12 protein-coding genes are annotated in these 17,096 nt (G+C 66.5%); 4 read left to right on the top strand and 8 right to left on the bottom strand.

Annotated elements, in window-relative coordinates; translation table 11 throughout:
* Positions 1 to 228: 228 nt before the first annotated feature.
* Complete coding sequence (locus ABD115_RS06145) at positions 229 to 1,638, bottom strand: replication-associated recombination protein A (RefSeq protein WP_343959868.1); 1,410 nt, start codon at positions 1,636 to 1,638, stop codon at positions 229 to 231.
* A gap of 173 nt (positions 1,639 to 1,811) precedes the next feature.
* On the opposite strand from ABD115_RS06145, the gene ABD115_RS06140 reads away from it, so the two are divergent.
* A complete protein-coding gene (locus ABD115_RS06140) occupies positions 1,812 to 3,041 on the top strand; it encodes a DUF349 domain-containing protein (protein ID WP_343959273.1) in 1,230 nt (409 codons plus the stop codon).
* Positions 3,042 to 3,179: 138 nt separating this feature from the next.
* Entirely contained in the window at positions 3,180 to 3,749 is a 570-nt protein-coding gene (locus ABD115_RS06135; RefSeq protein WP_343959271.1) for a hypothetical protein, read from the top strand.
* On the opposite strand, the gene ABD115_RS06130 is transcribed toward ABD115_RS06135, so the two are convergent.
* The 7 genes from ABD115_RS06130 to leuA form a co-directional block, all read right to left on the bottom strand.
* Positions 3,746 to 5,899, bottom strand: coding sequence for a RelA/SpoT family protein (locus tag ABD115_RS06130; RefSeq protein WP_343959269.1), 2,154 nt, complete (start codon positions 5,897 to 5,899; stop codon positions 3,746 to 3,748). The genes ABD115_RS06135 and ABD115_RS06130 overlap by 4 nt on opposite strands.
* Before the next feature lie 278 nt (positions 5,900 to 6,177).
* Positions 6,178 to 7,218 carry a protein translocase subunit SecF gene (secF, locus tag ABD115_RS06125; protein ID WP_343959267.1) on the bottom strand — a complete coding sequence of 347 codons (1,041 nt, stop codon included), beginning with the start codon at positions 7,216 to 7,218 and terminating at the stop codon, positions 6,178 to 6,180.
* Between the two features lies 1 nt (position 7,219).
* Positions 7,220 to 9,070 (bottom strand): protein translocase subunit SecD, encoded by a 1,851-nt coding sequence (secD, locus tag ABD115_RS06120; RefSeq protein ID WP_343959265.1) that lies wholly within the window; start codon positions 9,068 to 9,070, stop codon positions 7,220 to 7,222.
* 53 nt (positions 9,071 to 9,123) lie between these two features.
* Positions 9,124 to 9,579 carry a preprotein translocase subunit YajC gene (gene yajC / locus ABD115_RS06115; RefSeq protein WP_343959263.1) on the bottom strand — a complete coding sequence of 152 codons (456 nt, stop codon included), beginning with the start codon at positions 9,577 to 9,579 and terminating at the stop codon, positions 9,124 to 9,126.
* An 86-nt stretch (positions 9,580 to 9,665) separates the two neighbouring features.
* On the bottom strand, positions 9,666 to 10,691 hold the full coding sequence (ruvB, locus tag ABD115_RS06110) for a Holliday junction branch migration DNA helicase RuvB (RefSeq protein WP_343959261.1): 1,026 nt from the start codon (positions 10,689 to 10,691) through the stop codon (positions 9,666 to 9,668).
* Positions 10,688 to 11,299 carry a Holliday junction branch migration protein RuvA gene (gene ruvA / locus ABD115_RS06105; RefSeq protein ID WP_343959259.1) on the bottom strand — a complete coding sequence of 204 codons (612 nt, stop codon included), beginning with the start codon at positions 11,297 to 11,299 and terminating at the stop codon, positions 10,688 to 10,690. The genes ruvB and ruvA overlap by 4 nt, the downstream gene beginning before the upstream one ends.
* Before the next feature lie 121 nt (positions 11,300 to 11,420).
* Complete coding sequence (gene leuA, locus ABD115_RS06100) at positions 11,421 to 13,187, bottom strand: 2-isopropylmalate synthase (RefSeq protein ID WP_343959257.1); 1,767 nt, start codon at positions 13,185 to 13,187, stop codon at positions 11,421 to 11,423.
* Positions 13,188 to 13,343: 156 nt separating this feature from the next.
* Between leuA and ABD115_RS06095 the strand changes: the two genes are divergently transcribed.
* Both ABD115_RS06095 and ABD115_RS06090 read left to right on the top strand, forming a co-directional pair.
* Positions 13,344 to 15,167 carry a DUF2207 family protein gene (locus tag ABD115_RS06095; protein ID WP_343959255.1) on the top strand — a complete coding sequence of 608 codons (1,824 nt, stop codon included), beginning with the start codon at positions 13,344 to 13,346 and terminating at the stop codon, positions 15,165 to 15,167.
* Positions 15,157 to 17,073, top strand: a complete 1,917-nt coding sequence (locus ABD115_RS06090) for a DUF2207 domain-containing protein (protein WP_343959253.1) — start codon at positions 15,157 to 15,159, stop codon at positions 17,071 to 17,073. Before ABD115_RS06095 ends, ABD115_RS06090 begins: the two co-directional genes overlap by 11 nt.
* The last annotated feature ends 23 nt before the right edge of the window (positions 17,074 to 17,096 follow it).

Here is a 17,096-nt window from a genome sequence, read left to right as displayed (position 1 = left end):
GAGACGGCAGGCGCGAGTGCGCCGCCGCTATGTTCTCTCGGCCAGGCTGCGCCCGCATTCACAAGCTTTCACTCGCAATGCACGCGACACAGCAAACCGTTTTCGGTGAGGGAACGACCGGTGCAGAAACCCGGCTACAGGGTGACTGCCAATTGCGTCTCGCGTGCAGCCAGCAGCGAGGGCAATGTTGGCCAGGGATCAGCTTAGCAGACTTCTTCGGCCCGGGCGCTACAGGCCACGGGTGATGCGCCGAATCTTCTCGAGCCGCTCTGACACCTCTCGCTCGTTCCCGTGCATCGTCGGCGCGTAATAGGCCGCGTCAGCAATCTCGTCGGGCAGGTACTGCTGCGCCACGACCCCACGCGGGTCTGCGTGGGGGTAACGGTAGCCCTTGCCGTGGCCGAGCTTCTTTGCGCCCGGATAGTGCGCGTCGCGCAACGGCTTCGGCACCGGGCCAAACCGACCGGCTTTGACGTCTGCAATGGCCGCGTCGATCGCCGAGATCACGGCATTCGATTTCGGGGCGGTCGCGATATAGATCGTTGCCTCGGCGAGCGGGATGCGCGCTTCTGGCAGGCCGATGAGCTGGGTGGCCTGCGCCGCCGCGACGGCGACGGACAGCGCGTGCGGATCAGCGAGCCCGACGTCTTCGGCCGCGTGCACCATGAGCCGCCGTGCGATGAACCGCGGATCTTCCCCCGCCTCAATCATGCGCGCGAGGTAGTGGATCGCCGCGTCGGGGTCGGAACCCCGCATCGACTTGATGAACGCGCTCACCACGTCGTAGTGCTGGTCGCCGTCTTTGTCGTAGCGCAGCAGCGCCCGGTCTACCGAGATCGAGACGAGCTCCGCCGTGATCTCGGGCGGGGCTGCCTGCACCTGCGCGGCGCCGTCGGAATCGGTACCGTCGGAATCGGCACCGTCGGAATCGGCACCGGCGGAATCGGTACCGGCGGAATCGGTACCGGCGGAATCGGTACCGGCGCCGCGCTCATCGCCGCCCGGCGAGCTCGCGCCGAGCGCGAGCGCTGAGCCAGCCGCGGCCTCGAGCCCGGTGAGGGCGCGCCTGGCGTCGCCGGAAGAGAGCTGCACGAGCGCGTCGCGGCCCTCGTCTGAGAGCGTCACCGAACCACCGAGGCCCCGCGGGTCAGCGACAGCTCGATCGAGCAGCTCCGCGATGTCGGCGTCGCTCAACGCTTCGAGCGTGAGCAGCAGCGAGCGCGAGAGCAGCGGGCTGATCACCGAGAACGACGGGTTCTCGGTGGTCGCCGCGATGAGCGTAACCCACCCGTTTTCAACGCCGGGCAGCAGCGCGTCTTGCTGGGCCTTGGTGAAACGGTGAATCTCGTCGAGAAACAGCACCGTTGCGATGTCGTAGAGGTCGCGGTCGTTCAGCGCGCGCTCCATCACCGTGCGCACGTCTTTAATGCCGGCGGTGACCGCCGAGAGCTCAACAAAACGGCGGCCGCTCGTGTGCGCGATCGCCTGCGCCATCGTCGTCTTGCCGGTGCCAGGAGGCCCCCAGAGAATCACCGAGACAGCCGAACCATCTTGGTCGCTCGCGATGACCCTGAGCGGAGAACCCTGGCGCAGCAGGTGCTTCTGCCCGACAACTTCGTCGAGCGAGCGGGGCCGCATGCGCACGGCCAACGGGGCCGTCGACCCGGTCGCACCTGTTATCTGAGTCACACCCCAATGCTACAGACCACCGCCGACAATCGTGCTCTGAGGGGCTCGCTGTGGCATAGTGGAGGGGTCTATCTAGTAACGCGGTCGGCGCAGCCGATCCCACACGACAGGTGAGCAACACGGTGAGTGAAGCGACGAACGAGATGCCCTGGGGCAGGGTCGACGAGGATCGTACGGTTTACGTACGCGAGGGCGACGGCGAACGTGCCGTCGGTGCCTTCCCCGACGGCACGCCCGAAGAGGCGCTCGCCTACTTTGAACGCAAGTTTGCGGATCTCGCGGGGGCTGTCACGCTCCTTGAGGCCCGCATTGCCCGCGGCACAGCTGACGGCTCCGTCGCCGCGACCGTGACGAAGCTGCAGGAGCAGCTTGTCGAGCCCGCTGCGGTCGGCAACATCGCCGCACTGCGCGAGCGCGTCGCAAAGCTCGCAGACAAGGCAGCAGCGTTCGGCGAGCAGCAACAGCAGGAGCGAGAGGCTGCCCGCGAAGAGGCCGTTGCCAAGCGCGAGGCCATCGCCGTCGCCGCCGAGCAGCTCGCTGCGCAGCCCGAGGCCTCGATCAGGTGGAAAGACACGAGCACCGCGTTCGAGCAGCTCTTCACTGATTGGCAGAACGCACAGCGCTCGGGCCCCCACGTGCCCAAGCCGCAGGCAGACGCGCTCTGGAAGCGCTTCCGCGCCGCCCGCCAGAGCTTCGACACCGCTCGCCGCGCCCATTTCTCGCAGATGGACGCGAACAACAAAGACGTCAAGGCCCGCAAGGAGCGCCTGATCGCCTCGGCCGAGGCCCTGGCCGACCGTGGGCTCGACGGCATTCCCGCGTACCGCAACCTGCTCGATGACTGGAAGCAGGCCGGCCGCGCCAGCCGCAAGCTCGACGATCAGCTGTGGGCTCGGTTCAAGGCTGCCGGCGACGTGCTGTACCAGGCGAAGGCCGAAGAGGTCGCCCAGACCAACGAGGAGTACCAGGAAAACCTCGCACAGAAGCAGGCGATTCTCGCCGACGCCGCTCCGATTCTTGAGCTCAGCGAGCACACCGCGGCGCGCAAGCAGCTCACTGCAATTCAGCTGCGCTGGGACGAGGTCGGCCGCGTGCCGCGCGAAGCCCTGCGCGATATCGAGGGCCAGTTGCGCCGCATCGAAGACCACGTGAAGGGTCTCGAAGACGATCACTGGAAGAAGACAAACCCAGAGACCAAGGCTCGCAGCGAGGGCCTGCGCGGCCAGCTCGAGGCATCGATCGCGGAGCTAGAGGCCGAGATCGCGGCAGCGAAAGATGCGAAGTCGAAGGCCGCAGCCGAAGAGAAGCTCGCGACACAGCGCTCCTGGCTGGCAGCGCTCGGAGACGCCTAGCGCACCGCGCCGATCCGCTCGGCCACATCGCTCGGCCGACTCGTTCGGTCGCGTACTCGGCCGAACCCCTCGGCCGCAGTTATCCACACTTCGCCGCTTGACCTGGCGCTCGCCGGGTCAAGCGGCGAAGCTGTCTGCATGCGCCCACACCCCGAGGTACCCAGAGTCGACCACTGGCCGCAAGCTCTTCGCTCGGCTGCGACACTCACCGGCACGCTGGTGAAGTGCGGCCCGGGCCTGAGGCCAGTAGCGTGGCCAGAGACCCCTGCAGCGCGCTGCGCGGCGATCGGCGGGCAGCTCAGCGACCGCTACGCCGCCATCGAAGACACCGCAGCCTGGGTCTGGGGAGCAAGGCGCTCCCCCGGCTCCCCGCTGCGACTTGCGACGCTCGGCGGGCGCGCCCCCGCGAGCTTCGAGCGGCGGGCTAGCGAAGACGTGCTCGTGAGCACGTTTCGGCTGCTCCCGGAAGACCTCGTCGCGATCGCCGCATTCGCTGTCACGAGCCGCGCGCGCACCGCGTTCGACCTGCTCAGAGCGCCGACCCAGTTCGGCGCGGCTCGCAGGGTCGCCTGCAGGCTGCTGTTCGTTGCCGAACCCGGGTCGAGCAGCGAGGTGCGGCGGCGGGCCCGGGGCGCGAGCCGCACCGATCGCGCTCGCATTCAGCGCCGGCTCAGCGAGCTCCACGGCGCCGCGCCGCTCCCCGCCTAGTTGGTGAGGCGGTAGACGTCGTACACCCCGTCGATGCGCCGCACAGCATTCAGCACGTGATCGAGGTGCGTGGCGTTGGCCATCTCGAAGAGAAACCTGCTGATTGCGAGCCGCGAGGTCGAGGTATTCACCGAGGCAGAGAGGATATTGACGTGATGGTCAGACAGGGTGCGCGTGACGTCAGACAGCAGCCCCGAACGGTCGAGGGCCTCGACCTGAATCTGCACAAGGAAGACGCTCTTTGAGGTCGGCGCCCACTCCACCTCGACAATGCGCTCCTGCTGCGACTGCAGGTTCTGAAAGTTGTGGCAGTCTGTGCGGTGCACGGACACGCCCTGCCCCTTCGTCACAAAGCCGCGAATCTCGTCGCCCGGAACCGGCGTGCAGCACTTCGCGAGCTTGGCGAGCACATCGCTCGCGCCCTTCACGATGACTCCGCTCGAGGTCGCCCGAGACGATTGCGCTCGCGGAGTATCGACGAGCGGAATTCCGAGTGCGGCCGGTTCAGTCGACGCCTGATCATCGAACAGGAGCGCTGCGACCTTCTCGACGACCGATTGCGCAGACACGTTGCCCTCGCCGATCGCCGCGTACAGGGTCGTGACATCTGCGTGATTGAGCTGGAGCGCGACCTGCTGGAGCGCCTCGGAGTTCATGATCTGATGCAGCGGCAGGCTCTGGCGTCTGAGGGCCTTGGTGAGCTCCTGCTTGCCGGTCTCTGCGGCCTCCTCGCGCCGCTCCTTCGTGAACCACTGACGAATCTTGTTCTGAGCGCGCTTGCTCTTCACAAAGTTCAGCCACGCCTGATTGGGCCCGGCATTGGGGTCTTTCGAGGTGAACACCTCGACGACGTCGCCGTTCTGCAGTGCCGTCTCGAGCGGCACCAGGCGCCCGTTGACGCGGGCCCCCATCGTGCGGTGCCCGACCTCGGTGTGCACCGCGTAGGCGAAGTCGACCGTCGTGCCTCCGGCCGGGAGCCCGATCACGCGCCCCTTCGGGGTGAACACGTAGACCTCTTTCGCCCCGATCTCGAAGCGCAGGGCGTCGAGAAACTCGCTCGGGTCTTCGGTCTCTGCCTGCCAGTCCGAGATGTGGGCGAGCCAGGCCATGTCGTTCGAGCTACTCTGTTTGTCGCTGCCCTGCTGACGTTGCTTGTACTTCCAGTGTGCAGCGACACCGTACTCGGCGCGCTGGTGCATTTCGACGGTGCGAATTTGAATCTCGACGGCCCGGCCGTCTGGCCCGATGACCGTGGTGTGCAGCGACTGGTAGAGGTTAAACTTTGGCGTTGCGATGTAGTCTTTGAAGCGGCCCGGAATGGGTGTCCACCGCGCGTGCACCGCCCCGAGCACCGCGTAGCAATCGCGAATCGAGTTCACGAGCACGCGAATGCCGACGAGATCGTAGATGTCATCGAAGTCGCGGCCGCGCACGATCATCTTTTGATAGATCGAATAGAGCTCCTTCGGCCGCCCGGTGACCTCGCCCTTAATTCGCGAATCGCGCAGATCAGTCTCAATCGACCCGATCACCTTACCGACGAGCTCGTCGCGCTGCGGGTTGCGCTGCTTCACGAGGTTCTCAATCTCGGCGTACAGCTTCGGTTTGAGCACCGCGAACGACAGGTCTTCAAGCTCCGTCTTCATCGACTGAATGCCGAGCCTGTGCGCGAGCGGCGCGTAAATCTCAAGCGTCTCTTGCGCCTTGCGCTTTGCCGAGTCGCCCGAGACAAACCCCCAGGTGCGCGCGTTGTGCAACCGGTCGGCGAGTTTGATGACGAGCACCCGAATGTCTTTCGACATCGCCACAACCATCTTGCGCACGGTCTCGGCCTGGGCCGAGTCGCCGTACTTCACCTTGTCGAGCTTCGTCACGCCGTCGACGAGCATCGCGATCTCTTCACCGAAGTCTTGGGTGAGCTCCTCGAGCGAGTAGTCTGTGTCTTCGACAGTGTCGTGCAGCAGCGCCGCTGCAATGGCGACGGGCGCTACGCCGAGCTCGGCGAGAATTTTGGACACGGCAATCGGATGGGTGATGTAGGGCTCACCGCTCTTGCGTTTCTGCCCGCGATGCGCTCGCTCCGCGACGTCATAGGCGCGCGAAATGACCGAGAGATCGGCGCGCGGGTAGTTCGCACGCACCGTTCGCATCACTTCTTCGATCGCGCCGTGCGTGGCCCCGCGTGAGAATATTCGCGGCACCAACCGGCGCAGCGAAGTCGTACTCGCCTGTGTTGCGTCTGAACTCACCACCGCAGCCTCCTCACCTGTTAGAACGCTACACCAGGGAGTGCGATTTCCAGGAATCGAGGGGCGGCACCACGCCGCGCAACCCACCGCCCTGCGCCCGCGAACCACGCAGCAGGGCCCCGCACGCAGCAGGGCCCCGCACGCAGTGTACGGGGCCCTGGCACGCGAAGCGCGCAGTACTAGCGCGACGCAGTGCTCTCAGCAGTGGCAGCGCTCGCATCGTCGGCCTCGCCCTGACGCTCACGCAGCCTGAGGATGCGCTCGTCGCGCTCCCGCACAGCCTTGTCACCGGCCCGCATGTGCGCGTAAGCCGGGGCCGCGACAAAGATCGTCGAGTAGGCGCCGGCGATAATGCCGATGAAGAGCGCAAGCGAGATATCGCGCAGCGTGCCTGCTCCGAGGAAGCCGGCCCCAACGAACAGAATCGAGGCAACGGGCAGCAGCGCGACGACCGACGTGTTGATCGAACGCACGAGGGTCTGGTTCACCGCAAGGTTCACCGCCTCGCCAAAGGTGCGGGCGTCGCTCAGCTCGCCCGGGCTCGTGTTTTCGCGAATCTTATCGAACACCACGACCGTGTCGTACAGCGAGTACCCGAGAATCGTGAGGAACCCGATCATCGCAGCCGGCGTCACCTCGAAGCCGGCTAGGCCATAGATTCCCGCGGTGATGATGAGGTCGTGGAAGAGCGCGAGCATCGCGGCAAGCGACATCTTCCAGGTGCGGAAGTAGAGGGCCATCACCAGCGCCGCGAGCAAGATGAACACGACGAGCGCGATGATCGCCTGCTTCGTGATGTCTTGGCCCCAGACAGGCCCGATGAACGAGTAGGTAACCTCGTCGGTGTCGACGCCGTAGCCCTTCGCGAGCGCCTCGGTCACCGCGCGGTTCTGCGCATCATCCAGCGCCTCGGTCTGCACGCGAACTTCGTTCTGGCCGAGCACCGAGATGCGCGGCGCGCTGCCTGGCAGGCTCTCGGCGACGGCGCGGGCTGCGACCTCGGGGTCGCGCTCCTGACTGTTCGCGACGTGCACCTGGAACTGGCTGCCGCCGGTGAACTCGATTCCGAGCTGGAAGCCACCGCGCAAAAACGGGCCGACGATGGCGATGATCAACAGCACAGCCGAGACCGTGTACCAGAGCTTGCGCCGACCGACGAAGTCGATCGACTTCTCGCCGGTGTAGAGGGCGTTGCCGAATTCAGCGAATGAGCGAGCCATCTCAGCTCTCCTTTCCTGCGCCGGCAACCTCGGCTGCCTTGCGCTCGGCGATGGTCTGGCGTCGCTCTGCCTCGCCACGACTCTTTGCGACCTTCTTCGCGCTGCCCTTCGTTGCCACGACGGGCTCACGGAAGGCCATGCGGCCCTGGTAGACCGCGCCAAGCTGGCGTGGGTCGAGCCCCGAGAACTTGTAGCCGCCCGAGTACACCTTGGTGCGCGCAAGCAGCGTCATCATCGGGTGCGTGAACAGCGCGACAACGAGCACGTCGACGATTGTCGTGAGGCCGAGCGTAAACGCGAAGCCCTTCACGTTGCCGACCGCGAGCACGAACAGCACGACCGCCGCGAGCAGGTTCACACCGTCAGAGGCCAGCACGGTTCGGAATGCCCGTTTCCAGCCGCCCTCGACTGCCGCCGTGATTCCGAAACCGTCGCGAAGCTGGTCGCGAATGCGCTCAAAGTAGACGATGAACGAGTCGGCCGTGAAGCCGATGGCCACAATAATGCCGGCGACGCCAGCAAGCGACAATCGGTAGCCCTGGCGCCACGAGAAGAACGTGAGCAGCAGATACGTCAGAATCGCGGCGATGCCGAGCGACGCGATCGTCAGCGTGCCGAGCAGGCGGTACTGGAACAGCGAGTAGACGACGACGAGCCCGAGCCCGATGAGGCCTGCGATGAGCCCGCCAAGGAGCTGGTTCGAGCCGAGCGTCGAGGAGATGTCTTCCTGGCTCTGCACGGTGAAGCTCATGGGGAGCGCGCCGAACTTGAGCTGGTCTGCGAGCACCTTCGACGAATCCTTGGTGAAGTTGCCCGAGATCGCTGGGCGCCCGTCGAGAATCTGCGCGTTCATCGTCGGCGCCGAGATCACCTTGCCGTCGAGCACGAAGGCAAACTGGTTGAGCGGAGGCTGCTGGCCGAAGAGCCTGGTGCTCACCTTGCCAAACGACTTCGCGCCCTCCTTGTTCATGGTGATCGCGACCTCCCACAACCCGGTGGTGCCGCCACCATTCGGCATGGCCTGCTGCTGCGAGACGGCGTCAGTGATGACATCGCCCGTCAGCTCGACCGGGCCGAGGATGTACTTGAGGAGCCCGGTCTCGTCGCAGGTAATCAGCGGTTTGTCGGCCGGAGCATTCGCGACCTCGAGCGCGCTGTCTGCGGTGCAGGTGAACTCCGCGAACTCCTGCAGCAGCGCCGGCGTCAGCCAGGCCTGATCTGCCGGGTCTTTCGGCAGCGGGTCGGGGTAGAGATCGCCGGCCGGCTCTTGCGTCGCAGCGTCGTCTGCGGCAGCATCCTCCGCGGCCGCCTCCTCCGACGCTGCATCCTCCGCGGCCGCATTCTCTGCAGCTGCATCCTCCGCGGCCGCATCGTCTGCGCTCGCATCCGCTGCCGGGGTATCACCCTCGACGGCAGCGCCGTCTTCGGGAGTTGCGGCGCCGGCCTCGGCCGGTGCCTCAACGAACACGCCACGGAAGTCGAGCGCGGCCGAGGCCTGAATGCGCTGGAGGGTCTCGTCATCGACCTTGCCGGGAATCGCAACCGAAATGTGGTTACTGCCCTGCGTCGTAATCTCTGCCTCGGAGACGCCCGAAGCGTTCACGCGCTGGCGAAGAATCGACACTGCCTGGTCGAGCTGCTCACCGGTGACGGCCTTGCCGTCATTTTGGTTTGCCGCCAGCAGAATCTGCGTGCCGCCCTGCAGGTCGAGCGCGAGTTTCGGGGTCCACGTCGCATCGCTGCGATACACCCCAAGGGTAATAAGGCCCGTCAGGCCGACGATGATCGCCAGCAAGAAGATGAGCGAGCGACGGGCGCTCTTCACCGCAGGCGCGACTGATGGTTTCGCCAAGACAGCTGTCTCGCTTTCAGTGTAGCGGCGCGGGAAACCGCGCCAGCGGGTAATTACTCCTTGTCGGAGTTCTTGTCTTCGCTCTTCTCGGAGGTCGCCGCGCCGTCAACGTCGACGGCGGCGTCGGTGGCCTCTGCAGCAAGCTCGTCTGCGGCTGCCGGCTTCTCTTCTGCCGAGGTGAAGCGCTCACCGAACTCGGGGTCATCGTCTGGTGCGAGCGCGCCAGGCTCGTCGTCGACGACGGGAGCATCTGCCGGGGTCACGACCTGACCGATAGCGTTGCGGTGCACCACGAGGGTGCTGGTGCCGCTCTGGACGGTCACTCGGTTCTCTTCGTCATCGACGGCAAGAATGGTGCCGAAGATGCCCGACTGCAACATCACCTCTGCACCAGGCTGCATGTTGTTCTGCATCTCTGCCATCTGCGCCTGGCGCTTCTTGCTGTTGCGGAACATGAAGAAGATAAGCACGGCAACGAGGCCGAGCATAATGAGTGTCATCGGATCCATGAGGCGGTGACCCTTTCAAAGTAGTGGAGCGCGCCCTTGAACACGCGCGGACCGCACAAGTCTAGCGGTGTTTGCTGCACGCGTCGCTACGAGTCAGAAGATGGTGGGGCAATACCCAGATGCGACCAACCAAGCGTCGTCGCGATCCGCCCGCGAGGCGACCTGGCGATGAGCCCGGCGCGCATCAAGAACGGCTCGACAACCGACTCGATCGTCTCGGCCTCCTCACCAACCGAGGCAGCGAGCGTCGAGAGCCCGACTGGCCCGCCGGCAAACCGCTCCACAATAATGCGCAGCACCTCGCGATCGAGCCGATCGAGGCCGTGCTCATCAACGTCGTAGAGCGACAGCGCGGCTCGCACTGACCGCTCGTCGGGCTGCGTGCCGTGCACTAGCGTGTAGTCGCGCACGCGCCTGAGCAGCCGGTTGGCGATGCGCGGAGTGCCGCGCGATCGCCCGGCTATCTCGACAACACCCGCGTCGTGCAGCGGAAAGTCGAGCAGCCCGGCCGCGCGGCTCAGCACGCCCTCGAGCTCCGAGTTCGCGTAGTACTCGAGGTGGGCCGTAAAGCCGAAGCGATCACGCAGCGGGTTCGGCAGCAGACCAGCCCTGGTGGTCGCGCCGACGAGGGTAAACGGCGACAGCTCGAGCGGCACCGACGTCGCGCCTGCGCCCTTGCCGACCATGATGTCGATCTTGAAGTCTTCCATCGCGAGGTACAGCATCTCCTCTGCGCTGCGCGCCATGCGATGAATCTCGTCGATAAAGAGCACCTCACCTGGCGTGAGCCCCGAGAGCACAGCGGCGAGATCGCCGGCGTGCTGAATCGCGGGGCCAGAGGTCTGCTGCAGCGGCACGCCAAGCTCGGTCGCGACGATCATCGACAGCGTCGTCTTGCCGAGCCCAGGGGGGCCTGCAAGCAGAATGTGATCTGGCGTTCTCCCCTCGATCTGCGCCGCGCCGAGCAGCAGGCCAAGCTGTTCGCGCACCTTTTCCTGGCCGACAAACTCTGCGAGCGAGCCAGGCCTCAGGGCCCCCTCGTAGCCCACCTCGGTGGGCAGCGCCTGCGGCGACAGCTCCCCCGCCTGCTGCGGGCCAGCCGCGGGGCTCATCTGCGCCCTCGCTGCAGCAGCGTGAGCGCGGCGCGCAGCAGCTGAGCGTTCGTCATCTCTGCGCCGGCGTCTCGCGCGTCGATCACGGCCTGCCGAGCCTCACCCTCACCCCAGCCGAGGCCCTGCAGCCCCTCGGTTACCGCGTCTGTGAGCGCATCGTGCGGCGCGACCGCGCCGGGGTCTGCAGCCGCGTCGTCGGCGAGCTCGAGCGAGCTCAGCTTGCCGGCAAGTGACACCGTGATGAGCTTCGCCGTTTTCGGCCCGATGCCAGAGACCTTGCGAAACGGCTTGTCATCTTCGGCGGCAACAGCGCGCGCGATCTCTGCGGGCGAGAGCTCGGAGAGCACGCCGAGCCCCGACCGCGGCCCCACCCCGGAGACGCCGATCAGCACGCCGAACACCCAGAGCTCGGCCTCGGTCTCGAAGCCGTAGAGCGTGAGCGAGTCTTCGCGAACGATGAGCGAGGTGTGCAGAAACAGCTGTTCACCGACCGCCGGCCGTGGCATTCGGCCGCCCGGCACCTCGACCCGCATGCCGACACCGCCGACGCCGAGCACAACCCAACCGACCCCGGAGGCCAACACCTCACCGCGCAACGAAGCAATCACACGCTAAGCCTAGGGCGCAACACCCCAAAACACCGCCGCGCCACACCACAAATTCGAACATATGTGCGAACTTGTGATGTGGCGCGGCGCTTGCATACCGTCTCGACGGGCGCCCGTGACGCTACGCAGAGACCTGCTCGCGCTCGACAACCGCGTTGCGCACCGACCGGTTCACCGCCGACACGATCGCCTTGAGCGTCGCGCGGCTCGTGTCTGGGTCGATGCCGACGCCCCACAGTCGCTGGCCGTCGACCTCGAGGTCGACGTAGGCAGCTGCCACCGCGTCGCCGCCGCCACTCATGGCGTGCTCGACGTAGTCGAAGAGCGTCACCTGGTGCCCCGAGGCGTTCAGGTTATTGATGAACGCGTCGACCGGGCCGTTGCCCTTCGACGTCTCCTCGCGCTGTTCGTCGCCGTCGCGGAACTCAACGGTGAGGTTGGTCACTCCGTCGCCAGCGCTCACCGACGAGGTGCGGAACAGCTCGTAGCGACCCCAGCGCTCGGCGCCGTCAGCGCCGACGGAGGGAAGGTATTCGTCTTGGAAGATCGACCAGATCGCGTCGCTCGACACTTCGCCACCCTCGGAATCGGTGACGCCCTGCACGACCGCACTGAACTCGATCTGCAGCCTGCGGGGCAAATCAAGCGAGTGGTCGGTCTTCAAGAGGTATGCGACACCGCCCTTGCCCGACTGCGAATTCACGCGAATAACGGCCTCGTACGAGCGACCGAGATCTTTCGGGTCGACGGGCAGGTACGGCACCGCCCACTCGACCTCGTCGATCGAGACTCCAGCCTCGTCTGCGTCGGCCTGCATGCGCTCGAAGCCCTTCTTGATCGCGTCTTGGTGCGACCCTGAGAAGGCGGTGTAGACGAGATCGCCGGCCCACGGGCTGCGCTCGGGCACACGCAGCTGATTGCAGTACTCCGCGGTGCGGCGCACCTCATCTAGGCGCGAGAAATCGATCTGCGGGTCGATGCCCTGCGTGAACATGTTGATGCCGAGGGTCACGAGGTCGACGTTGCCCGTGCGCTCGCCGTTACCGAACAGGCACCCCTCAATGCGGTCGGCGCCGGCCATGTAGCCGAGCTCGGCGGCCGCGACCCCCGTGCCGCGGTCGTTGTGGGGGTGCAGCGACAAGATCACGTTCTCGCGGTGGTTGAGGTGACGGCCCATCCACTCGATCGAGTCGGCGTAGACGTTCGGTGTCGCCATCTCGACGGTCGCGGGCAGATTGATGATGACCTTGCGCTCGGGAGTCGGCACGAACACCTCGAGCACGGCATTGCAGACCTCGACCGCATACTCGAGCTCGGTGCCCGTGTACGACTCGGGCGAGTACTCGTAGTAGATCTCGGTGCCCGCGGCGATCGGCTCGGCCGCCTTGCACAGCTTCGCACCCTCGACGGCGATCTGCTTGATGCCCTCGCGATCGGAGCGGAACACGACGTCGCGCTGCAGAATCGACGTCGAGTTGTACAGGTGCACGATCGCCTGCTTCGCGCCGATGAGCGATTCATACGTGCGCGTGATGAGGTGCTCGCGGGCCTGCGTGAGCACCTGAATCGTGACGTCGTCGGGAATGGCGTTCTCTTCGATGAGCTGGCGCACGAAGTCAAAGTCGGTCTGGCTGGCCGAGGGGAAGCCCACCTCGATCTCTTTGTAGCCCATCTGCACGAGCAGGTCGAACATCACGCGCTTGCGCTCCGGGCTCATCGGGTCGATGAGTGCCTGATTGCCGTCGCGCAGGTCAACGGCGCACCACCGCGGCGCCTGGGTGATCTGCTTCGTCGGCCAGGTGCGGTCTGGCAGGTCGACGGGAATGATCTCGGTGTACGGGCGGTAGCGGTGAGTCGGCATACCGGAGGGCTGCTGCATGTTCTTCATAACGTGTTCCTTCTTCGTAACGTTCGCTCAGCCAAACACAAACACCGCGACGAGGAAGGCCTGAGACTGAATTAGTTCGAAGTCGAGGACTCGTCGCGGCAGCTAAGAAGAAGCGAGCCGAACAGCATGCGGCAAGTTTAGCGTAATCTCGAAGATATGCGAAAACTCCCCAGAATCGCTTCGCTCGCGCTCGCCTCTTGTGCCCTGATTGCTGCGACGCTCGGCGTGCACGGGGCAAGCGCCCCTGCGGCCCACGCCGACACCGAAGACTTCAGCTACGAAACGTGGCACGTCGCCTACGAGATCGACGTCGATGCGGCCGGCACCGCCGTCGCCAACGTCACCGAAACCGTGGCACCCCGATTCCCGGAGTCAGACCAAAACCGCGGCATTGTGCGGGGCATTCCCATCGATTACCAGGGCGCTAGCACCAACCCGCGCGACTTCACCGTGACCGACGCAGCGGGGGTGCCCGTACCGTTCGAGGTCGAAGACGAAGACGGCTTTCGCATCGTGCTCGTCGGCGACGACAGTTTCGTGCACGGCCTGCAGACCTACGTGATCAGCTACACCATGTCGAACGTGGTGCTCTCGCGCGACGACGGCGCGGCCGACGAGTTCTACTGGGACATCATGGACTTCGAGCACCTACAGCCGGTGGGAGACTTCAGCGCAGAGGTCTCGTTCTCACCGGAGCTCGCTCCAGCGCTGACGGGCGATGCCCGATGCTACTGGGGAGCGCCGCAGAGCACCGCAGAGTGCTCGCTCGAGGGCGCGGGCAGCGAGGCCGACCCCCTCGTGCTCCGCGGCCTCGGCCTGGAGCGGCAGCAGGGCGTAACCGTTGCGGTCGGCCTCGCGCCCGGCACGATCGCGCAGCCCGCTCAGCGACTGCCAAACTTCGCGCTCGACTTCGCGCCCATGTTCATTGGCGCAGCTGGCCTCGCCACCGGAGTGACGAGCAGCGTGCTCGTCGGGCGCTTCAAACGCGCCAAGCGCACCGCGCGCGGGGTCGTCGTGCCGCAGTACGACGTGCCAAGGGAGCTCCCACCGCTGCTCGCTGCGTCGCTCGCGGGCGGCGCGCTCGAGTCGCCGGCCCCGGCCCAGATCGTGCACCTCGCGGTGAACGGCGTGACCAGGCTCGAAGACGGCGAGAAGATCGGCAAGCTCAGCGGCCGCTCGAAGCCGACGCAGGTGGTTCGCGTCGTCGACCCGAGCCGGGCCGTCGATGCGCTTGACCGCCGCGCGCTCGAGACCCTGGTGCCCGGGGGCGTCGCTGGCGACGCCCGCACACTACCGCAGAAGAGCACCGAGTTCGCCGAGGCGATGACCGCGCTCACGGCGGCGGGCGCGCAGGCAGCGAAGGATCGCGGCTACCTCGAGCGGGCCTCAGCTCCCAGCGCGCGGCCGCTCGGCATCGCCACGCTCGCGCTCGGCATCGTGCTCATTGGCTTCGGGATCGTCGGGTTCGTGTTTCGCGGCCCAGCCCTCCCGTTCCTCTTCGTGAGCGTCGGCTTTCTCCTCGGCGCGGCCGGCGCGTTCGCTCTGGCCCGGCACACCGTGCACACTCAGGCGGGCGCCGATGCCAGGGAGTACCTCGCTGGGGTGCGCATGTTCATCGAGGTTGCCGAGGCCGACCGAATTCGGGTGCTGCAGTCGGCATCGGGCGCCGAGCGGCGCGAGGTCGACGGCCTAGCCGTGATTCACCTGTATGAGAGGCTGCTGCCCTACGCGATGCTGTTCAAGCTCGAGTCGGAGTGGACGCGGGCGCTCGAAACGCGCTACAGCATGGAGCCCGGGTACGTACCGTACTGGTACCCGGGCCTTGCAGCCCACGGCATCGCCGCTCTGCCAAGCACGCTCTCCCGCTACACCGAGTCGCTGTCGAGCGCGGTGAGCTACACCTCCTCGAGCGCGGGCGGTTCGACCGGAGGGGGCTTCGCTGGTGGTGGCGGCGGCGGCGGTTTCTCGGGTGGGCGGTGACGTGGGCGGCCTGAACCCGGTTGGTGCCGCGCGTTCGCTCCGACGCCGCGCCGCGCGTGCGCTCGGTCTCGGCCTCATCGCCGGTGTGGTGGCGTTTGGGGCGCTGTTTGCCCCTCCTGGCACGGTGCCGCTTCGAGCCGCGGATCCGCCACCCGCGGCGGCGAGCGTTGACGACTACTACTACTCCGCCTGGCACGTCGAGCTGAGCGTGAGCGCCGACGCGGCGGGCCGATCGGTCGCCCGGGTCACCGAGACGATCACGGCGCAGTTTCCCGACTCCGACGTCAACCGCGGCATCGTGCGCGGCATTCCCATCGATTACGCGGGGTGGAGCACCGACCCCCGCGACTTTTCAGTCACCGACGAGGCCGGCCGCGCGGTGCCGTTCAGGGTGAGCGACGCACAGGGTGCGAGACTCGTCGGCATCGGCGATGCGAACTACGTGCACGGCGAGCAAACGTATGTGCTGGGGTACACGCTCTCAGACGTCATACTTCCCGTCGACGACGGCCCCGGCGACGAACTGTACTGGGATCTCATGGGCACCGACCACGGCCCACGCATCGACAGCTTCACGGCGGAGGTCACGTTCTCCCCAGAAACCGCGACCGCGCTCGACGGCAACATCGCCTGCTATTCGGGCCTGTTTCTTGGCGGGGCGCGATGCTCGTTCACGGGCACAGGCACCCCCGATGCGCCAATCACCATCGCTCCGATGGAGCTCTCGCGCGATCACGGCGTGACGCTCGCGGTCGGGCTCACCCCCGGAGCCTTTGCGCAGCCGCCGAACCGCCGCCCCAGCTTCACCCTCCAAGCGCTCCCCCTGATTGTCTCGGGGCTCGCCGCTGCCGGGGGCATCGCAATTCCGTTCGTCGTGCGCTCCGAGCGGCAGCGGCGGCGCGTCGCTCGCGGCACCATCGTTCCCCAGTACGACGTTCCAGCACACCTTCCACCGCTCATCGCCGCTCCGCTCATCGGGCGAAGCGCTGCGCCGGCTGGCCCGGCCCAGATCGTGCACCTCGCGGTGAACGGCGTCACGCGGCTCGAAGACGGCCCCTCCGCGCTGCAGGGCGGCGCGCCGCAGCCCGTGATTCGGGTGCTTGACCCGAACCGAGTGCGCGACCCGCTCGACCACCAGGCGCTGCAGACATTCGTGCCAGGCGCAGCCCCCGGGTCGGCGATTGTCGTGCCGCAGCGCAGCACGCCGTTCGCGTCGGGCGTTGCGGCGCTCGAGCGCGCGGGCGGCGCCGAGGCCGTGCACCGCGGGTATCTCACGAAGGATCGCCTGCGTGGCTCCGCCTGGTTGGGATTCTCGGTGCTCGTGCTCGCGGTGCTCGGCTTCGTGCTCGGGTGGGTCACGTTTGGGGTGCGCGGGCCCGGCGCGCCCGCCCTTGCGGTTCTGATCAGCGCCGTCGCGATCACTCCCACGTTTTATGCGATGAAGCGCCACCTCGTGTGCACCCCGAGCGGCGCCGAGGTTGCCGAGTGGCTCGCGGGGGTGGAGCTTTTTATTCGCGTGGCAGAGGCCGATCGGCTGCGCGTGCTGCAGTCTTACTCTGGGGCCGAGCGGCGCCAGGTCGGCGAGCTCAATGTCATCGAGCTCTACGAGAAGCTGCTGCCATACGCGATGCTGTTCAAGCTCGAGCGCGAGTGGTCAGAGGTGCTGCGTGTGCGCTACGAGGCGAACCCCCAGTATTCGGCCCCCTGGTACCCGGAGCTCAACCACTCACGGTTCGGCTCGCTGTCGAGTTCGATGACCCGCTACACGGGAGCGCTCGCCAGCGCGTCTCGGTTCAGCACGTATTCTGGCGGCGCGTCGTTTGGCTCCTACAGCGGTAGCAGCGGCAGCAGCGGCGGCGGCTACGTCGGTGGCGGGGGTGGCGGCGGGTTCACCCACGGCCGCTAGCGCCTCGCCCCAGGCCGCCCCCG

Origin of the sequence: Leucobacter albus, assembly GCF_039528015.1 — a bacterium.
GTDB lineage: Bacteria > Actinomycetota > Actinomycetes > Actinomycetales > Microbacteriaceae > Leucobacter > Leucobacter albus.
The sequence above is the reverse complement of the archived record's forward strand: the minus strand, read 5'-3'. Positions and strand labels throughout refer to the sequence as shown.